Source organism: Ramlibacter sp., from assembly GCF_050250995.1.
Lineage (GTDB): Bacteria > Pseudomonadota > Gammaproteobacteria > Burkholderiales > Burkholderiaceae_C > Ramlibacter.
Window position 1 is genome coordinate 16,139 of record NZ_JBFWNP010000060.1, and the last position, 14,027, is coordinate 30,165.

General features: G+C 67.1%; 28 protein-coding genes and 1 tRNA gene. 27 read left to right on the plus strand and 2 right to left on the minus strand.

What is annotated here, in order from left to right; all coding sequences use genetic code 11:
• The first annotated feature begins 38 nt into the window (after positions 1 to 38).
• The 16 genes from AB7E83_RS24750 to AB7E83_RS24825 all read left to right on the plus strand — a co-directional run bounded on the left by AB7E83_RS24750 (position 39) and on the right by AB7E83_RS24825 (position 8,099).
• Positions 39 to 290: a hypothetical protein gene (locus AB7E83_RS24750; protein WP_428573555.1), complete on the plus strand. Its 252-nt coding sequence runs from the start codon at positions 39 to 41 to the stop codon at positions 288 to 290.
• Positions 291 to 322: 32 nt separating this feature from the next.
• Complete coding sequence (locus AB7E83_RS24755) at positions 323 to 499, plus strand: hypothetical protein (protein WP_428573557.1); 177 nt, start codon at positions 323 to 325, stop codon at positions 497 to 499.
• A 117-nt stretch (positions 500 to 616) separates the two neighbouring features.
• Positions 617 to 1,513, plus strand: coding sequence for a hypothetical protein (locus AB7E83_RS24760; protein ID WP_428573559.1), 897 nt, complete (start codon positions 617 to 619; stop codon positions 1,511 to 1,513).
• Entirely contained in the window at positions 1,476 to 2,060 is a 585-nt protein-coding gene (locus AB7E83_RS24765; protein ID WP_428573562.1) for a hypothetical protein, read from the plus strand. Before AB7E83_RS24760 ends, AB7E83_RS24765 begins: the two co-directional genes overlap by 38 nt.
• Complete coding sequence (locus tag AB7E83_RS24770) at positions 2,053 to 2,562, plus strand: hypothetical protein (protein ID WP_428573564.1); 510 nt, start codon at positions 2,053 to 2,055, stop codon at positions 2,560 to 2,562. The genes AB7E83_RS24765 and AB7E83_RS24770 overlap by 8 nt, the downstream gene beginning before the upstream one ends.
• Positions 2,562 to 2,822: a hypothetical protein gene (locus AB7E83_RS24775; protein WP_428573566.1), complete on the plus strand. Its 261-nt coding sequence runs from the start codon at positions 2,562 to 2,564 to the stop codon at positions 2,820 to 2,822. The genes AB7E83_RS24770 and AB7E83_RS24775 overlap by 1 nt, the downstream gene beginning before the upstream one ends.
• Positions 2,809 to 3,534, plus strand: coding sequence for a hypothetical protein (locus tag AB7E83_RS24780; protein ID WP_428573568.1), 726 nt, complete (start codon positions 2,809 to 2,811; stop codon positions 3,532 to 3,534). The genes AB7E83_RS24775 and AB7E83_RS24780 overlap by 14 nt, the downstream gene beginning before the upstream one ends.
• 44 nt (positions 3,535 to 3,578) lie before the next feature.
• Positions 3,579 to 4,019 carry a RusA family crossover junction endodeoxyribonuclease gene (locus AB7E83_RS24785; RefSeq protein WP_428573570.1) on the plus strand — a complete coding sequence of 147 codons (441 nt, stop codon included), beginning with the start codon at positions 3,579 to 3,581 and terminating at the stop codon, positions 4,017 to 4,019.
• Positions 4,020 to 4,069: 50 nt separating this feature from the next.
• Positions 4,070 to 4,282: a hypothetical protein gene (locus AB7E83_RS24790; protein WP_428573572.1), complete on the plus strand. Its 213-nt coding sequence runs from the start codon at positions 4,070 to 4,072 to the stop codon at positions 4,280 to 4,282.
• Entirely contained in the window at positions 4,279 to 4,482 is a 204-nt protein-coding gene (locus AB7E83_RS24795; RefSeq protein WP_428573574.1) for a hypothetical protein, read from the plus strand. Before AB7E83_RS24790 ends, AB7E83_RS24795 begins: the two co-directional genes overlap by 4 nt.
• Before the next feature lie 47 nt (positions 4,483 to 4,529).
• On the plus strand, positions 4,530 to 5,063 hold the full coding sequence (locus tag AB7E83_RS24800; RefSeq protein WP_428573576.1) for a hypothetical protein: 534 nt from the start codon (positions 4,530 to 4,532) through the stop codon (positions 5,061 to 5,063).
• On the plus strand, positions 5,060 to 5,632 hold the full coding sequence (locus tag AB7E83_RS24805; protein ID WP_428573578.1) for a hypothetical protein: 573 nt from the start codon (positions 5,060 to 5,062) through the stop codon (positions 5,630 to 5,632). Before AB7E83_RS24800 ends, AB7E83_RS24805 begins: the two co-directional genes overlap by 4 nt.
• Positions 5,629 to 6,231, plus strand: a complete 603-nt coding sequence (locus AB7E83_RS24810; RefSeq protein WP_428573580.1) for a Gp49 family protein — start codon at positions 5,629 to 5,631, stop codon at positions 6,229 to 6,231. Before AB7E83_RS24805 ends, AB7E83_RS24810 begins: the two co-directional genes overlap by 4 nt.
• 3 nt (positions 6,232 to 6,234) lie before the next feature.
• Positions 6,235 to 6,417 carry a hypothetical protein gene (locus AB7E83_RS24815; RefSeq protein WP_428573582.1) on the plus strand — a complete coding sequence of 61 codons (183 nt, stop codon included), beginning with the start codon at positions 6,235 to 6,237 and terminating at the stop codon, positions 6,415 to 6,417.
• 1 nt (position 6,418) lies between these two features.
• Positions 6,419 to 6,598 carry a hypothetical protein gene (locus AB7E83_RS24820; protein ID WP_428573584.1) on the plus strand — a complete coding sequence of 60 codons (180 nt, stop codon included), beginning with the start codon at positions 6,419 to 6,421 and terminating at the stop codon, positions 6,596 to 6,598.
• Between the two features lie 49 nt (positions 6,599 to 6,647).
• Complete coding sequence (locus AB7E83_RS24825; RefSeq protein ID WP_428573610.1) at positions 6,648 to 8,099, plus strand: DNA cytosine methyltransferase; 1,452 nt, start codon at positions 6,648 to 6,650, stop codon at positions 8,097 to 8,099.
• 3 nt (positions 8,100 to 8,102) lie between these two features.
• Here the strand turns inward: AB7E83_RS24825 and AB7E83_RS24830 are convergent, their stop codons facing one another.
• Positions 8,103 to 8,324 carry a helix-turn-helix domain-containing protein gene (locus AB7E83_RS24830; protein WP_428573586.1) on the minus strand — a complete coding sequence of 74 codons (222 nt, stop codon included), beginning with the start codon at positions 8,322 to 8,324 and terminating at the stop codon, positions 8,103 to 8,105.
• Positions 8,279 to 8,488 carry a hypothetical protein gene (locus tag AB7E83_RS24835; RefSeq protein ID WP_428573588.1) on the minus strand — a complete coding sequence of 70 codons (210 nt, stop codon included), beginning with the start codon at positions 8,486 to 8,488 and terminating at the stop codon, positions 8,279 to 8,281. The genes AB7E83_RS24830 and AB7E83_RS24835 overlap by 46 nt, the downstream gene beginning before the upstream one ends.
• 77 nt (positions 8,489 to 8,565) lie before the next feature.
• On the opposite strand from AB7E83_RS24835, the gene AB7E83_RS24840 reads away from it, so the two are divergent.
• The 11 genes from AB7E83_RS24840 to AB7E83_RS24890 all read left to right on the plus strand — a co-directional run bounded on the left by AB7E83_RS24840 (position 8,566) and on the right by AB7E83_RS24890 (position 13,903).
• A complete protein-coding gene (locus AB7E83_RS24840; RefSeq protein WP_428573590.1) occupies positions 8,566 to 9,120 on the plus strand; it encodes a nuclease domain-containing protein in 555 nt (184 codons plus the stop codon).
• Positions 9,117 to 9,542: a hypothetical protein gene (locus AB7E83_RS24845; protein WP_428573592.1), complete on the plus strand. Its 426-nt coding sequence runs from the start codon at positions 9,117 to 9,119 to the stop codon at positions 9,540 to 9,542. Before AB7E83_RS24840 ends, AB7E83_RS24845 begins: the two co-directional genes overlap by 4 nt.
• On the plus strand, positions 9,539 to 9,967 hold the full coding sequence (locus AB7E83_RS24850) for a hypothetical protein (protein WP_428573594.1): 429 nt from the start codon (positions 9,539 to 9,541) through the stop codon (positions 9,965 to 9,967). Before AB7E83_RS24845 ends, AB7E83_RS24850 begins: the two co-directional genes overlap by 4 nt.
• A 223-nt stretch (positions 9,968 to 10,190) precedes the next feature.
• Complete coding sequence (locus AB7E83_RS24855; protein ID WP_428573596.1) at positions 10,191 to 10,709, plus strand: hypothetical protein; 519 nt, start codon at positions 10,191 to 10,193, stop codon at positions 10,707 to 10,709.
• Complete coding sequence (locus AB7E83_RS24860; RefSeq protein ID WP_428573598.1) at positions 10,706 to 10,882, plus strand: hypothetical protein; 177 nt, start codon at positions 10,706 to 10,708, stop codon at positions 10,880 to 10,882. Before AB7E83_RS24855 ends, AB7E83_RS24860 begins: the two co-directional genes overlap by 4 nt.
• Positions 10,883 to 10,885: 3 nt before the next feature.
• Positions 10,886 to 11,104, plus strand: a complete 219-nt coding sequence (locus tag AB7E83_RS24865) for a twin-arginine translocation signal domain-containing protein (protein ID WP_428573600.1) — start codon at positions 10,886 to 10,888, stop codon at positions 11,102 to 11,104.
• Positions 11,105 to 11,260: 156 nt separating this feature from the next.
• Positions 11,261 to 11,359, plus strand: a tRNA-OTHER gene (locus AB7E83_RS24870).
• 301 nt (positions 11,360 to 11,660) lie between these two features.
• A complete protein-coding gene (locus AB7E83_RS24875; protein WP_428573602.1) occupies positions 11,661 to 12,053 on the plus strand; it encodes a hypothetical protein in 393 nt (130 codons plus the stop codon).
• Positions 12,050 to 12,628 (plus strand): hypothetical protein, encoded by a 579-nt coding sequence (locus tag AB7E83_RS24880; protein ID WP_428573604.1) that lies wholly within the window; start codon positions 12,050 to 12,052, stop codon positions 12,626 to 12,628. Before AB7E83_RS24875 ends, AB7E83_RS24880 begins: the two co-directional genes overlap by 4 nt.
• Complete coding sequence (locus AB7E83_RS24885) at positions 12,625 to 13,239, plus strand: hypothetical protein (protein ID WP_428573606.1); 615 nt, start codon at positions 12,625 to 12,627, stop codon at positions 13,237 to 13,239. The genes AB7E83_RS24880 and AB7E83_RS24885 overlap by 4 nt, the downstream gene beginning before the upstream one ends.
• A 112-nt stretch (positions 13,240 to 13,351) precedes the next feature.
• Positions 13,352 to 13,903, plus strand: coding sequence for a DUF2514 family protein (locus tag AB7E83_RS24890; protein WP_428573608.1), 552 nt, complete (start codon positions 13,352 to 13,354; stop codon positions 13,901 to 13,903).
• The last annotated feature ends 124 nt before the right edge of the window (positions 13,904 to 14,027 follow it).

Consider the following 14,027-nt stretch of genomic DNA (forward strand, 5'->3'; position numbering starts at 1 on the left):
ACCACAACGACAACGAACACCCGGATGGAGCAGCAACGATGGAACGACCCGAGAAAGATCCGGTAGGCGAGTTCGCGCGCGGCATGGGATGCCCGCTCGGCTCGTTCACCAAGGAGGTCAAGACGTACATCGACGAGACCACGTTCGACCTCTGGCTCAAGCGCTGCCACAAGGCGAATTGCACCTCGTCGGAACTGCTGCGCGACTGCCTCTACATCCTCGAACACGGAAAGACTCCCTCTGAACTGTCGGCCGATGATCGCCGCGCGCTGCTGCAAAGCGAAGGGTGAATTGCCGCCTTGAGCAGCCTGGGGTCCCGGTGATGGATTACGCCATCCGCGAGCTCACCACCGCCGACGTCATCCGCATGGCGCGCGAGCAGGCCGAGGCCGGCCTCTCGATGCAGCACGACTTCGAGCCGGGCACGACGCAGGCCGCTGCGTTCGAGCGCACGTACATCGAGCGCGCCCGCCAGCTCGACGAGCACGACGACGAGTGATCGCGCAGTGCCGGTGACGATCCTTCAGGGCAACTGCGCGGAGCGCATGCGCGAGCTGGCCACGAGGATCAAGCGGCGTTGGCAGGCACGCATTGACGCGGCGAAGGATGCCGCCGCATGAGCTTCGACGCCATCAGGTGGGCGATGAATCAGGCGTTCGACAAAGCGTTGACGAAGTTCTGCCTCGTCGCCATGGCCGACTGCGTGAATGCAGAGGCGGGAACCTGGGAGTTCTTCGCCTCGTACGCACACCTGTCCAAGCGGACCGGGATGAACGCAAAAACCGTTGAGAGCGCGGTCTATTCGCTCCGACAAAAGGGCTACATCGTGGACACCGGCCGACGCGCCGGCGAGACCGGAAAGGTGGTCATCTACCGCCTCAATGACCCCGCAAACGGTGGCATTCCAGTTCACTCCACAACGCCCGACGCGAACGGCACGCGGCCGCTGAAGACACCCGAAAACGGTGTTATTGGAAGTCAGGCAAGGGGATCGGAAATCCCCCCAAATCCGACGCCCAATCCCCCCAAAAACACGGGCCAATCCCCCCAAATACCGGCTCCAATCCCCCCAAAAACGGGTGACGGAACCAGTAAAGGAACCAGGAAGAAACCAGGACTTGAACCAGGTGACGCGGCGGCTTTTGCCGCCCTCATCGACGTCCATCTGGTGCCGCCGGAGCCGTTGAACGACTGGCTGAAAGTCCGTCGGGCGAAGAGGGCGCCGCTCACCGCGTCGGCGATCAACGGTCTCGTTCGAGAGGCCTCGGTCGCTGGGATCACGGTAGCCGACGCCGTGCGCATGTGCGCAGAGAACAACTGGCAGAGCTTCCAGGCCCGATTCCTTGCCGAACGCTCGCGGCCGCACAGCGCCTTCCCGACGGCGCAGGAGCGCCGCGTCGCTGAAGCCGTCCCCGGGCTGGCCGCGCGCCGCGACCCGCCACCACGAACCCCGCAACCTCTGGAGGTGATCGACGATGTCACACCACGACGCTCCGCAATCCCGCAAGCCTGAGCCGCTGCCCTTCGCCACGGTTGTGTGGTTGTGGGAGCGCCTCGCGCTGCGCTACGGCCAGTTGTGGCTCGGGCGCTGGGCCGGCATGAACACGACCGCGGTTCAGGAGGAATGGCGGTACGAGCTCGCCGGGATCACGGACCACCAGCTGCAGCACGCGATCGACAACGCGCCGCACGGTCGCACTCCGGACCTGGGCGAATTCCGCAGGCTCTGCCGCGAGGCGCCGCAACCACGCGGGGTGCTCGCGCTCGAACCGCCGACGCCGAAGGCCGGCGTGCCCGCGCAGATCCGCTCGGAGATTGCGAAGGCGCTGACCCACAAGGCGAAGACGGGGGAGCCGCATCGCGTCACCGTGGCGCGCAACTTCCTCAAGAGGTGGGAACACGCGGAGAAGCTGACCCCGCTACAGCGGCAATGGATCGTTCACTCGAAGCGCGTCCTCGAGCGGCACGAGCGTCGTCTCACGCAGGAGCAGGACTTCGAGGCCGCAAAGCTCGACGCACAGTCGAAGGCCAACGCGCTGCAGGAGCAGCAGCATGGCTAAGCCGCCGGAAATCACTGCGCAGTGGCTGCTGGCGCGCACGCGCCCCACCGAGTACGGCTGCCTCATCTGGACCGGCTACACCGTGAACAAGGGGCGCGACCCGCGCGCCACGCTCAACGGCAAGAACCTGAACGTGCGCCGCGCGATCTGGAGCGTGATGCACGATGGCCGAGACCCCGGAAGCCTGTTCGTCGGGGTGTCCTGCGCGACGCCCGCATGCGTCGAGCCGTCTTGCCTCGTGGCCAGGCCGCGCAGCGTTGCTTTCGTCGTCGGCGGGTACGTCAAGACGCTCGCGCACCGCGCCAAGATCGCCGAGACGAAGCGGGCCAAGAGCAAGGTGCCGCAGTCGGCCATCGCGGAAATCATCAACTCCGACCTGTCGGGGCCGAAGGAGGCCGAACGGCGGGGGATTTCGAAGGACATGATCAACCGGATTCGCGCCGGTCAGTACCGCATCGACTACACGAATCCCTATCTGCAGTTGCAGGAGAGCACCGCCTGATGGCCCGCTCCGGTGACTTCTCAGCCCACCGCGCCGAGCTGCGCCATCACGTGCTGCGCATGGCGAGCGTCGATCGCGAGCTCGCTGTCTGGTCGGCCTGGAGCTACGAGTTCGGCGTCGACGACGACCCGGCGGGACCGCTCGCTGGCTTCTACCAGGAAATCCGCGCGGCGCTGGGCCTGCCGCCGGTGAGCACCACCGCACCGCCCACCAACACGACGACCACCACCGGAAGGAGAAACCGCCATGTTCCAGCTTGAAGCCGTGACGAAAGCCGAATGCATCAGCGTCACCGCGCGCCCCGAGTTCCACGGCGAGGACAAGGTCAGTGCCTTGAGCCTTCGCTTTCGGATCAAGGGCGAGAACAACCTGCTCGACCTCATCGAGCCCGGCTTGCGCGAGCACCACTACTTCAACAAGGCGATGCTGCCCGGCCAGGAGACCGTCGAGGGGATCGAGTTGCCGCTGCCGAACCTGTGGCACCCGAAGCTGCCCACGAAGTACGTGTGGGGCGGCAACGACTTCAAGAGCCGCGGCTACCGCTGGGTATGGGACTGGGGCACCGAGGCCGAGCACGTCGACTTCACCGACGCCGTGCTGTCGCGGATCACGTACGAGATTCACGAGGGCGGCAGCGTCGACATCGAGTTCAGCGTCGCCTACAACGGCGACGAGCTCGAGAACGACACGCTGTACGGCGAACTCTGCAAGCTGTCCGCGAAGGGCGAGGTCCATATCCAGCTCTTCGCGCCGCCGGATCTCATGGCGGTGAAGAAGGGCTACCGCGCCGGACGCACCGACACGAAGCCGAAGGATCCGAACCAGCTGGAACTCGGGGCCGGGGGCAGTGATGGCGAGCACATCGGCGACGCCGACGAGTTCGTCTCCGATGACGAGGACGACGTCGAGCACCCGGCGGGCTCGCCGGAGGCGGCGCTCGCAGGTACCGAACCGAAGCCGCAGGTGCATTGATCGTGAAGTGGGTCGCGGCCGTCACTGCCACGCTTCCATATCCGGTGAGCGCCAATGCCTATTGGGGTAGCCGCGTCGTGCTTCTGCCGAAGCCGCGCGCTCCGATCGTGCAGACGTTCGTGACGCACGAAGCGCGGAAGTACCGGGAGACGGTCGGGTGGATGCTTCGCGCCGCGGGTGTGCGTGCCACGATTCCTGGCCGCGTGCGCGTCGACATCCAACTCCGCCCGCACTGCCCGCAGGACTGGAAGAAGCGGGCGCGGAAGGATCCGCTGTGGTGGGCCGACACGGTACAGCGCCTGGACATCGACAACTGCCGCAAGGTCCTGCTCGACGCCATGAAGGGCATCGTCTTCGAAGACGACAAGCAGGTCTGGAGGGACAGCGGCGAAGTCATGGAGCCGGAAGAGGGCGTCGAGGCCTGTGTCGTCGTGCGGATCTCGCGTGCCGTCAAGGACGAACCGCAGGGAGGGCTCGCACTGTGATCGTGTGCGTTCGTTGCCGCCGGCCGCTGCGCCACGCCTCGGAAACGGGGATGGGACCCGTGTGCGCGCGGCGCGCCAAGGCGATCGCGCCTTCGGTTCACGAGCGCGACCTCTTCGGTTACGACACCGAGAAGGCCTGCGCTGCCGCGTGCGAGCGCAATGCGGTGTTCATCGCGTCCCTGGTGGCAGAGGCAAGCATGGCGGTGCGAAAGCGCGCCCGGCTCGCGAAGGAGCGGCTGCTGGGATGGGAGCCGAGGCCGTGACCACTCCCTACGTCAACGTCCACGGCGAACCCATCGGCGTCAGCGCGCGCGATGCGGTCGTGATGATCGAGCCGCTGGCGTACAGCCAGAAGAGCCCGCTCTTCGTCAGCACCGTGCATATCCGCCGCGGGCGGGCGGATGGAAAGCGGCGCAACGCCGACGCAATCATCGGCAGTGGCGCGAACGAGGAATCTGCATAGCGCGATGCGTGGTCGCGCATCTTGATCGAAGCGGAGGAGCCGAAGTCGTGACCACCGCAAGCCCCATCCTCATCTGCCCGCGCGTCGACCTGCGCGCGATCCCGGATGCCGACCGCGATGTTCTGCGCCGGCTCGTCACTCAGTACGTTACCGGCGCCGACCGCGATCACGACCGCGAATGGCGGCGGCTCTGGCGCGATCTCGAACGCGCCGAGCCCGGCGAATGCACGCAGCTGTACCGCTCCGAATCGCGCGATGGTCCCTTCCACCGCCGGCACCGCTGCATCCTCGCGAACCTGCTGGCGAACGTCGAGGGATTCGCGAACGAAGACGCGCTCCACGATTTCTTGAAGGTGAAGTGCTGGCACGTCGACTGGAAGAACGGGAAGCCGACGCCGGCCTCGACCAGCTTCGACGAGTGCAGCGAAGCGCGCATGCGCAAGTTCAACCGCCGGCTCGTCGACCTGCTGCACACGCCCGCGATCCAGCGCACCTTCTGGCCCGCCATCAACTCCGCGCAGCGCGCCGAAATGGTGGAGCTCGTGCTGCGCAACCCGAACGATCAACAGGAGACACCATGAAGGAACTGCTCTGGCGCCTGGTGGCGCGCATCGTCTCGCGCCCGCGCGTCTCAAACTGGCTCATCCGCCGTTCGTGGCGCACGCCGTACAGCGACATCATTGGCCCCGACAAGACGCTCTACATGAAGCGCTGGTGGCTCTTCAATCCGTACCCGCCCATGGATGGAGAGGACACCCGCTCGAAGTTGATGCGCGCGCTGCCGTCGGTGCGTATCCACTACATCCGCCGACCCGACACCGACCGCCACCTCCACGATCACCCCTGGAATGCGCGCACCGTCGTGATCGACGGCTGGTACGAGGAAGAGCGGCCATCGAGCACGCCGCTGCGGCGAGGCTGGATCGGTCTGCGCGTCATGAAGTCCGGCGAAGAGCGCGACGTCTTCCGCCGCGACGCGGGCTACACCGGGCCGCTGCTCTTCGGGCAGTACCACCGCATCAGCCGCGTTTCGCCCAGCGGGGTCATGACGCTGTTCATCACGTGGAAGAAGCAGGGCACGTGGGGCTTCGAGGTCGACGGCCGCAAGGTGCCGTGGCGGGAGTACCTCGGGCTCGGGGAAGTGCAGTGAACCTCCAAGACGCCATCACCGCGCGCGAACTGGAAATCCTGCGCCTGACGGTGCAGAGGCTGCGCCCCGTGAAGCTCGGCGCGGCCATCGTCGTGACGCACCGGCCGAAGCCGCGCACCGCCCTGGTCGGATTCCTCGCATTCGACATCCCCCAACCCGCGGCACAGCCCGCACAACCTGAAAGGCAATCCATGAACCACATCGCATCCCCGGACAGCACCGACCGCGGCATCGAGGCCGCAATCGTGGCCGCAGGCAAGACGGCGCCGCGCGTCACGCCCGCCGACATCGAGGCCAACATCGAGAGTTGGTGGTACTTCACCGCCGCCGAAGGTGCGGAAGGTGCGGCCCAGGCCGGCACGCCGCACAGCGAGCAGCCGCCTGTGGGCGCGGCGTCGCCGCTTCGCCTGCTGACGTTCTGCGTGCTCGTGCTGAAGAACGGCTTCACCGTCACCGGCGAGAGCGCCTGCGCGAGCCCGGAGAACTATGACCGGGACATCGGACGTCGCATCGCGCGCGAGAACGCCATCAACAAGGTATGGCCGCTCATGGGCTACGCGCTGCGCGAGAAGTTGCACGCCGCGCGGGTGGAGGTCTGAGCCATGGCCTGGATTCTCGTGATGTACGTCTACGCCGGCATGCTGGCGAAAGGCGATTCCGTCGCAATGCTCACGGTCCCCGTGGCGTCGCAGGAGGTCTGCGAGCGCGAGGGACGCAAGGGCGAAAAGCTCGTCGGCGGCAGCGCAAAGGAATACCGCTACCTCTGCCTCAAGGTGGACAAGTAGCGTGACCTTCTCCGGCCGCCCCGTCGCCCCGCCGAGCCCGGTCATGCAGGCATTGCGTTCGCTCGAAGCAGAAGCCGAGAAGGCCGAGCGCAAGAGCGCGCGCCAAGCGAAGCGCGAAGAGGCGGCACCAGCACCGAAACAACCTGCCGCGAAGAAGGCGGCGAAGAAGAAAGGGCGGTAATGTGGATCGTCCCGTCCTCAATGCAATCGAGCTTTGCGCAGGCGTCGGCATGCTCGGTGAGGGAGTTGCAGCCGGACTTCGATACCTGGGCGTCGACGTGCGCGTCGTCATGCACGCTGAGCGGGAAGCTTACCCAGCCGCAGTCTTGGCGGCGCGCATGGAAGAAGGAAGCCTTCATGCAGCGCCTGTATGGCTCGGCGATCTTCGAGCCGTGCCCTACGGCCGATTTCGTGGCGTGGTGGACGCAATCATTGCGGGATTCCCCTGCCAAGACCTCTCCGTCGCCGGCGCGCGCGCTGGGCTCGATGGGAGCCGCTCCGGCCTGTTCTTCGACATCCTCGACGCCGCCGACGCTTGCGGTGCGTGGTGCCTCGCTCTGGAGAACGTCGCTGGCATCGCTACTGCCACCGCCTCCGTTGTGGACGAAGCCGAAGGCGCTCTCGAAGAGCGAGCGGCCGCCCGAGTCCTGGGAGAACTGGCCGACCGCGGGTGGAATGCGGAATGGCTCACTCTTTCAGCGTCCGACGTGGGCGCCTCGCATGGGCGGGAACGATGGTTCTGCCTCGCGTGGCGACGGCTGGATGACGCCGGACGTTCCGAACGGTGGCCGCAAGTTGGACGCGGAGACGATTGCGCGCAAGGGCACGCGAGCGGACGGCACAAAGGCGCAGGTCGGTCTGGAGAACCAGACCCGCATGTGGATGACGCCGAAAGCGAAGACAGCCACGGACCAGGAATACACCCGCGACGGCGGGGTGAAGGGCAAGGAGCGCCTGACGCTTGCCGGGCAGGCGACTGCCCGGCAAGCACCGTGGCCGACGCCGAGCCAGCGGGACGGCGATCCGAGGCGGGCGCCTACGCACCCGGAATCGGATGCGTGGAAGAACAAGGTAGCGCGCGGCTCGGTGAACTCGGCGGGGATGCTCTCGGACGACCTGAGCTCGTTGGCTGCGAGTTGGCCGACACCGACGAGTTCCAACGGTGGCGCGAACAGCAACCGGGACGAGCGCGGCAATGTCGGTGCGGACCTGAAGGAAGCCTCGCAGCAGTGGCCGACGCCGAGGGCGACGACACGCGCGGGCGACTCGGGCTCGGCGCAGAGGCAGGAGCAGGGACCGAATCCAGGCCTCTACGACATGGCGAGGAACTGGCCGACACCAGCATCGAGGGACTACCGCAGCCCGAATGCGGAGAGCTACGAGGACCGAGGCGGCGGGACGAAGGGCGAGCAACTGCAGAACTTCGTGGAGCACCGTTTCTCTTCGCTCCAGGCCCCGCCGATCCCAGATGGCCTGCCATCCTCGCCGACCACTCGCACCTCGCCCCTGCGCTTGAACCCTCTTTTCGGAGCGTGGTTGATGGGCTGGCCTTCGACATGGACGATTGCCGAGCCGCACGCCTCAAGTGCGTTGGCAACGGAGTCGTTCCGGCGTGCGCTGGATTCGCTTTTGCGGAGCTCGCTCGGCGCGCGGGGATCTTCGTGATGGAGAGGACGCCGTGAACCTCAAGTGCTCTCTGGCTTCGGCCGACCTCGGCGCAGCGGTTCAACGCCAGCTGCCCGAAGCGCACGACGAACGGACGAAACAGCAAGACCGTGATGCTTCGCTGCGGCCGTCACCGTGTACCCTCGGTCGCGCACCAGCCGTACCGCAAGCGCAACGGCCTGAGATTGCCGGCCGCTCACAGCGAGTTCAAGTGATCGACCGCCTTCGGCATGGTGAGCCATCCGCTCAGCGGTTCGACATGGCCGTTCTTCCCGTCAGGGTATGTGACGCGCACGACTTGGAAGCGGCCGGCTTCCACGCGGGTTCCGATCGCCGCGTCGGCGGTGCGCTTGCGAGCGGCGAGTGTGGCTTGCTGCAGCGGTGCGAGGAGTTCGGCGAAAGTCATCTGTCTGTCCCGGTAGTTTGTCGCCAAATAATAGAGCATCTTGCGCTATTTGCAAGCGCTGCGGAGGCGTCGCCATGATGACCCGAGCCTCCCGCGAGTACCAGGAGCGCAGAGACCGAGAGCGCGCGGATCGCCACGAGCGCATCGGCCGGCAGACGCCGCCCGCGAACCGGCTGCACCACGGCGTGATGGGCGGACCCGTGGGCGTCGCGATGCCGGTCCCGAAGTCGAAGCCCTACCGCGACGCCGCGCTGCTCGCAATGGCGAAGGATCGCCCCTGCCTCATGCTGGTGCCCGGCATGTGCTCCCACCGCACGGACACCACCGTCGCCGCGCACAGCAACTTCTCGGCGCACGGTGGCAAGGCCAAAGGCAGGCGCGCCGACGACTGCTTCAGCGTGTGGGCGTGCGAGGCGTGTCATATCCGGTGGCTCGACCAGCCGATCGGCCACAACGGACCGACGAAGGCGCAGAAGGAATCCGCCTTCATGGCCGCCCACTCCCGACAGGTCATGGCATGGCGCGTGATCTCCACCGACCCATCCGAGCCGGAACGCTTCCGCCGCGCCGCGCGCCGCGCGCTGGAACACCTCAACGCGAGCATGCCTCCGAAGGAGTGGCCGAACCTATGACGATCCGCGGAACCTTCGGCCTGGGGCCGGTGATCATGTCCCGTCAGATGACGGGCCCGCAGGCCTGGGCGCTCATCGAGCCGGTGCGCTGCGCCCTGCAGCGCCTGCTCGACGGCGTCGGCGACGGCAACGACCTCGGCGGCGTCGGCCTGGCCGTCAATCTCGCATGGCTGCGCTGCAAGAAGATCGGCAACAGCAAGGCCGCGATGGGCGTGCTGGAGCAGGGTAGCGCCGCCCTCCTGCGCTTCGAGGATGCCGCCGGACCCGAGGGCGGGCCGCTGCTCGAGCCCGAGCGCAACGCGGTGCTGATCGCCGTCGATCTGTACGAAACGATTCTGCGAAAGAGTTCGCTCCGGCAGTGGGCCGAAGCCGAGGTCGACATGCTGTCGGTCTGGAAGGGCATGAAGAAGGAACGCGCATGAACGCACCGCAAACCCCGTACCCCGTGAAGCAGGCCGACCTCGAGGGCGTCATCGACGCCCGCCTCATCGAGTGGTTCGAGCACTTCCGAAACTACACCTACGGCCGCAAGCAGGGGCACCGCCGCTCCAGCACGGTGGCTGGGGACTACCAGACGCCGGGCTACATGGACTGGGCCAACGGCGCCGACGAGGAAAAGGCGGAGTGGATCCGCACGAGGAATCTCGACGAAGCGGTGAACGCCGTGAAGGACGAGCCGCAGCGCTGGCACACCGCGCTCGTGTTCAACGCGCGCAACCTGCACATCGGCCGGGTGATATGGGACTCGCCGCGCCTGCCGGTCGACCGGGAAGAGCGCGAGATTCTGATCCAGGAGGCGAGGAACCTGCTGGCCACCGAGTTGCACAAGAGGAACCTGCTGAAATGAACGCAAGGCAAGCACGGCAACATCGGCGCGCGTGCGAGCGCACGCTGGGGACGAAGGTACACATCAAGAACCGGCGAGGCCACTGGGTCGCTTACGAGGTTGTCGAGGTATTTCCTCGGCATCCAAGCGGCCCGCGCGTGAAGCTGGTCGACTTCTCCGACTATGGGCGCCGCCGAGAATATTCGGTCATCGGTTTTCGGCGCACGCGCGAAGGGGGAGCCCGATGAAACGAACGCTGATCGATTCCAGCGTGAAGGCCGCGCTGATGATGGACCGCCTCGAGCGCATGGCCCTGGGCGCCGCGCACACGTTTGGGCAGCCGGCGCCGGTCGTTGTCGACGGTGCGGCGAACGACAGCGCACTCGATGAGGCCGTGGCGCGCGAGGCGTCGCTGAAGATCCCGCTCAAGGAAGCCATGCGCGAAGGCGCCCGCGAACTCGCCGCGCAGCTCGACGCCGAGTTGCAGGTTGCGATCGAGCGCGCCCTCGGCGAGCCGCTGATCGATCTCCAGCGCCAGGTGAAGGGCCGGCTCACCGCGCACCCCGACCCCATCGACCCGTGGGACCCGATGCAGCGCGCGTCCGGCGGGGAGACGTATGCGTTCGACGGCAAGGCGATCCTGTGGGCGGGGCCGGTCAAGACGGAGCGGTTCGGTGACCGCGGGAACGAGCACATGCGGGTGACTCGCCAGCTGCGGCACCTGCTTTCCCAGTCTGACAGGCGCAGGCGTTCTGAGCCATGAAAGTCGAAGACCTGCACAAGCTGCTGGCGGACGTCCCGGACGACGCCGAAATCAACTTCGCCGACGGCAACTTCGGCGGCCGAGGCGATGACCTCAATGCCGGCGACATCACGATCAGCCCCGACCGGCGCGAGGTGCTGATCCGCCCGCCGTACTGGACCGCGGTGGACTGAGCCATGACCACCCGCCGCTCCTTCCTCGCCGGCATCCTGGCCGCTGGTGTCGCGCCCGCCGCCGTGGGCAGCGGCATCCTCATGCCGGTGCGCAAGATCGTGATGCCTGGCGACGTCCTCTGGCGACTTCCACGGGATGTCCTCGATGCCGCCTACGTTCTTCGTATCAGGCCTGGCGGGTACGTCGCGGGCTTCGGGCTCGCGTATGTAGGACCGAATTGATGGGGCTGTAGGCGCCGTCTTGCGCCCAGCGCCATTCCTGTGACAGAATCGACCCGGGCAGGTTGCGGCGTGGTGAGATAGAAACGCGACCGCAGCCCACCTCGACAGAAGCCTCGGCGTACAAACCGGGGCTTTTTGCTGTCAGACGATTCCCACGGCGGCGTAGCTCGGCCGGTAGAGCAACCGGCGTCCCGGCCGCAAGGGTTGGGGGTCAGCGCCGAGAGGTCGCGGGTTCGATCCCCGCCGCCGTCGCCATGAATTCCACATTTCGGCCCGGAGCTCGCCCGGGATTCGGCAGGCTTCGCGGCCGCGTCGATGTGAGTCCCCCGTCTCGCGCAGGCCGGGCAAGCGAGTGATGCAGCAACCGGCAGCCGACCGAACGGCGAATCGCACCCCTGCATGGTAGGTCGCCCCGCGCGGCCGTCGACCACGTAAGGCCCGAAGGGCGTGCGCTCCTGAATCTTGGGTAGAGGCCTGTGCTTCCGCCATCCGTTGCCCGCCGGGTTCACGCCTGGCGGGCTTTTTTACTTCGGCCGCAGCCGGGGAGGTAGCGCTTATGACCGAACCCGGGCCCGTCTCGTTTTCCCTGCTGGCGCTCGCCGTCGCGTTCTTGGGGCCCGTCATCGGCCCGTACGCGCTGCTCGTCTTCGCCGCCTGCTTCGGCGCCGCGCTCGCGCTCAGTGCTCAGGATGCCGGCACGCGCATGGCCGGCATCAGGTTCGTGGTCGGAGGCGTGGTCCTGGCGCTGCTGCTGACGGGCCCGCTCGTGTACCTCGTGCATCGATTCACCGACGTCCCCGGAAACATCGCGTTCGTGCCCGTCGCTTTCATCCTCGGCGTGGGTCGCAACCTCGTCGTCGACTTCATCCGAAAGGCGTTCGACGCGCTCGCCGCGGCGTTGGGCGCCTTCCTCAATGCCGCGGCTGCTCGTAGAGGTGGCGGGAAATGAGTGCAACGACCTTCGAACTTCTGGTGCAGGCCGCGCTGGCGGGCCTGCTGATGTGGACCTGCCTGTGCCGCGTCGTGAAGACCGACCAGGACACGCACCGAGAGGTGCGATGGGCGATCGTCTTCGAGGGTCTTGCCGCCGGTCTGGTGCTCGGCGCGCCTGTCCTTCCGATCCTGATGCCCAACGAGGCGACGTGGGCACCGTGGACGACGCCGCTATGGGTCTGGATCGCGCTGCTCGCCGCGGTCGCGCTGGTCCAGATCGTGACCGCGAAGTATTGGGCGGGAGGTCGACCGCCGGAGCAGTTCCAAGGCCGCAACGTCGTTCCCATGTCGGGCGTGGGCGTCTTCGCCTTTGTGGTGCTGATCAACTTCGGCCTGTTTTCGGTTATCAGCGAGGCGCGGGCGCAGACCACGGAGGTGACGTCACCCATCCGCGTGATGGCCGCGGGCGACGAGCTCAGGTGCAACACGCAGTGCGTCGCCATGCCGCTGTGGTTCTTCGAGAAGATGGTGGAACTCATGGAGAAGCCGGCGGCGGCGCCCACGGCATGCCGCAAGGGGCCGACCACGTGAGCATCAGCGCAACCGAGTGGGAGGGCATCCTGCGCAAGCTCGGATGCAAGCCCATGACGGCGCTCGACTGGCGCGACGCCTTCGCCGACGAGGTGCAACCCGAGAAGTTCAGCGCGGGCGAGGCCGACCTGGTGGACTGGCTTCCGCAGATCCTGCACGAATGCACGATGCTCACGCTGCTCGAAGAGCGGCTGTCGTACTCCGCCGAGCGGCTGATGGCGGTGTGGCCGAGCCGCTTCCCCAGCTACGACTTGGCCAGCATGTACGCGGGCAACCCGCGCAAGCTGGCGAACGCCGTCTACGGCGGCCGCATGGGCAACACCGAGCCGAACGACGGCTACGACTTCCGCGGCCGCTGCCCGATCATGCTGACCGGCCGGGCGGGCTACGCCCACGTCGGCGACCTCATCGGGCAGGACCTCCTTGTCCTGCCGCACCTGATCCTCGAGAAGCGCTACGGCCTCATCGCCGCGATTGCGTGGTGGGAGGACCGGATCCCCGACTCGATGCTGTCCGACCAGGTGCGCCTGCGCAAGCGGGTGAACGGCGGGACGATCGGGCTGGCCCACGTGCAGCAGCTAGCCGACCTCACGCGGGAAGTCTTCGCATGAGCGCGTGGCCCCTGATCGTGGTCATGGTCGTGATCGGCCTGTGCCTTGGCCTCGCCGCGTGGCTGATGGGCAAGAGCCACGAGGAAGCCGCGGACATCGGGGGCCACGAGCAATGACGAAGTGGGTGATCCGCATCGCCATCGTGCTCGTGCTGATCGCCGCGGCCGCTGCGCTGGTGGCCGCCATCCACGGGTGGATCGATGGCGTGCGCAAGGAAGGCTTCAAGGAAGGCGACCGAGCCGGCGCCGCGCGCGTGCAGGAGCTGTGGGATGAGGACCGAGCCCAGGCGCAGGCCCAGCGCATCGCGGACGCCGAGGCATCGGCCCGAGAGACCCTGCGCCGGCTCAACCGGCAGGAGGAAAACCAACGTGAACAAGACCGACTTCTGGCTGTGGCTCGCGCTGACGCTGATCGCGCCCGTGCTGCTGCTGACAGCCTGCAGCTCCGCGCCGCAACGTACCTCGACGCCGCCGGCTGCGGCGCCCGCAGCGGCGATTCCGCCATTGCCTGCATCCGCGAGGCAGCTGCCGCGATCGGAGACGCCCTCGGCCAGTGCGGAGAAATCGCTCGAGGCTTTGCTGCAGAAGCCACCGAAGCCCGCGCCCGCGGCCTCAAGTGCGAGGCCGACTACGACGCGCTCACCCTGAAGCCGAGCACGCCATGAGCCCGCAACATGCCGCCGTCGACATCCGCAACGCCTACGAGGCGAAGGACCGCGACGCGCACGACCGCGCCCTCGCCCGGTTGGTGGCCATGGTCAGCCTCGGCCCGGTGATCGAGCGCATGAC